Source organism: Streptomyces sp. NPDC055103 (assembly GCF_053607625.1).
Map to the genome: position 1 here is coordinate 1 of NZ_JBSGTX010000193.1, position 1,173 is coordinate 1,173.

The 1,173-nt window shown below is 42.7% G+C and carries 2 protein-coding genes; both read left to right on the forward strand.

What is annotated here, in order from left to right; translation table 11 throughout:
- The coding region (gene tsaE / locus ACWFR1_RS40450; RefSeq protein ID WP_453561148.1) for a tRNA (adenosine(37)-N6)-threonylcarbamoyltransferase complex ATPase subunit type 1 TsaE at positions 1-180 on the forward strand (180 nt) is incomplete at its 5' end.
- A gap of 160 nt (positions 181-340) precedes the next feature.
- Positions 341-1,030 carry a tRNA (adenosine(37)-N6)-threonylcarbamoyltransferase complex dimerization subunit type 1 TsaB gene (gene tsaB, locus ACWFR1_RS40455; RefSeq protein ID WP_453561151.1) on the forward strand — a complete coding sequence of 230 codons (690 nt, stop codon included), beginning with the start codon at positions 341-343 and terminating at the stop codon, positions 1,028-1,030.
- Positions 1,031-1,173: the final 143 nt, after the last annotated feature.

Sequence of the window (1,173 nt, forward strand, 5' to 3'; positions counted from 1 at the left end):
GGAAAAACGACTTTTACGAAAGGTTTTGCAGAAGGGCTGGGAATTACGCGTGTTGTAAACAGTCCGACTTTTACAATTATAAAAGAATATAACGATGGCGTACTTCCTCTTTATCATATGGATGTGTATAGAATGGAAGATGAAAGTGAAGATTTGGGACTTGATGAATATTTTCACTGACAAGGTGTCTGTCTCGTTGAATGGGCTCATTTAATTGAAGAACAGCTGCCGCAGGAGCGACTGCAAATTGTCATCAAAAGAGCTGGTGATGATGAGCGGGAAATTACCTTTACTGCTGTCGGGAATCGGTATGAAATGCTTTGTGAGGAGTTAAGTAGACATGACAATATTAGCAATTGATACATCAAATTATACATTGGGCATTGCGCTGCTTCGAGAAGACACCGTTATAGCAGAATACATTACATATTTGAAAAAGAACCACTCTGTAAGAGCAATGCCTGCTGTTCATTCATTGCTGAATGATTGTGATATGGCACCGCAGGACCTTTCTAAAATTGTCGTTGCAAAAGGCCCTGGTTCATACACAGGAGTAAGAATAGGTGTGACGTTGGCCAAAACACTTGCCTGGTCTTTAGTCATTCCAATAAGTGCTGTATCAAGTCTTGAGACGCTTGCGGCAAATGGCCGGCATTTTGACGGTCTGATCAGCCCAATCTTTGATGCTAGACGGGGACAGGTGTACACAGGTCTGTATCAATATAAAAATGGACTTTTAGAGCAAGCTGTTCCAGATCAAAATGTGATGCTGGCAGATTGGCTGGAGATGCTAAAAGAAAAGGATCGTCCTGTTTTGTTTTTAGGTCACGACACTTCTATTCACAAGCAGATGATCGAGGATGTTCTTGGAACAAAAGGATTCATTGGAACTGCCGCCCAGCATAACCCGCGTCCTTCAGAATTGGCTTTTCTCGGGAAGGAAAAGGAAGCAGCTAATGTTCATGGGCTTGTCCCGGATTACTTGCGGCTGGCAGAAGCTGAAGCGAAATGGATTGAAAGTCAAAAGTAGGGTGATAGGATGAAAACAAAAGCAGCGGTCAGAAATATGCGGCTTGAAGATATAGATCACGTATACGAAATCGAAGCATCCTCCTTTACGTCTCCTTGGACGAAGGATTCGTTTTATCATGAGCTGCTGGAAAATCCGTATGC

Bases quoted from the DNA above. Each gene is read 5' to 3' on its own strand.
- tsaB (WP_453561151.1), top strand. From the start codon at position 341: ATGACAATATTAGCAATTGATACATCAAATTATACATTGGGCATTGCG.